Here is a 1,599-nt window from a genome sequence, read left to right on the forward strand (position 1 = left end):
ATGCAAGCGGTAGCGGAGCGTTCTGTAAGCTGATGAAGCCATACCCGTGAGGGGTGGTGGAGGTATCAGAAGTGCGAATGCTGACATGAGTAACGTAAGGGGAGTGAGAGACTCCCCCGCCGAAAGTCCAAGGGTTCCTGCTTAAAGCTAATCTGAGCAGGGTTAGCCGGCCCCTAAGTCGAGGCAGAAATGCGTAGACGATGGGAACCACGTTAATATTCGTGGGCCTGGAGGAAGTGACGGATCATTGAGGTAGTCCAATCTTATCGGATTGAACGGGCTGCTGCGTGGTTCCAGGAAATAGCTCCTCCTTATAGACCGTACCCGAAACCGACACTGGTGGACTGGTAGAGTATACCAAGGCGCTTGAGAGAACTATGCTGAAGGAACTCGGCAAATTGCACGCGTAACTTCGGAAGAAGCGTGACCCTTTTCCACGCAAGTGGAGGAGGGTGGCACAGACCAGGGGGTAGCGACTGTTTATCAAAAACACAGGGCTCTGCGAAGTCGCAAGACGACGTATAGGGTCTGACGCCTGCCCGGTGCTGGAAGGTTAAGAGGAGGGGTGCAAGCTCTGAATCGAAGCCCCAGTAAACGGCGGCCGTAACTATAACGGTCCTAAGGTAGCGAAATTCCTTGTCGGGTAAGTTCCGACCTGCACGAATGGCGTAACGACTTCCCCGCTGTCTCCAGCATAGACTCAGTGAAATTGAATTCCCCGTGAAGATGCGGGGTTCCTGCGGTTAGACGGAAAGACCCCGTGCACCTTTACTATAGCTTTACATTGGCATTCGTAGTGGCATGTGTAGGATAGGTGGTAGGCTTTGAAACCTGGGCGCCAGCTCAGGTGGAGCCACCCTTGAAATACCACCCTTATCACTATGGATGTCTAACCGCGGCCCGTTATCCGGGTCCGGGACAATGTATGGTGGGTAGTTTGACTGGGGCGGTCGCCTCCTAAAGAGTAACGGAGGCGCGCGATGGTGGGCTCAGAACGGTCGGAAATCGTTCGCTGAGTGCAATGGCATAAGCCTGCCTGACTGCGAGACTGACAAGTCGAGCAGAGACGAAAGTCGGTCATAGTGATCCGGTGGTCCCGCGTGGAAGGGCCATCGCTCAACGGATAAAAGGTACGCCGGGGATAACAGGCTGATGACCCCCAAGAGTCCATATCGACGGGGTTGTTTGGCACCTCGATGTCGACTCATCGCATCCTGGGGCTGGAGCAGGTCCCAAGGGTATGGCTGTTCGCCATTTAAAGCGGTACGTGAGTTGGGTTCAGAACGTCGTGAGACAGTTCGGTCCCTATCTGCCGTGGGTGTAGGAATATTGAAAGGATCTGTCCCTAGTACGAGAGGACCGGGATGGACGGATCTCTGGTGGACCTGTTGTGGCGCCAGCCGCATAGCAGGGTAGCTATATCCGGACGGGATAACCGCTGAAGGCATCTAAGCGGGAAACCCACCTTAAAACGAGTATTCCCTGAGAACCGTGGAAGACGACCACGTTGATAGGCCGGGTGTGGAAGAGCGGCAACGCTTGAAGCTTACCGGTACTAATAGTTCGATCGGCTTGATCGTTCTCATTCCTTATGCCCAT

General features: G+C 54.5%; 1 rRNA gene. It reads left to right on the forward strand.

Annotated features, from left to right (window positions below):
• Positions 1 to 1,580 (forward strand): 23S ribosomal RNA (locus tag ABID19_RS34235); the annotation flags it as partial.
• Positions 1,581 to 1,599: the final 19 nt, after the last annotated feature.

It is taken from the genome of Mesorhizobium robiniae (assembly GCF_040545535.1).
GTDB classification, from domain to species: Bacteria; Pseudomonadota; Alphaproteobacteria; order Rhizobiales; family Rhizobiaceae; genus Mesorhizobium; species Mesorhizobium robiniae.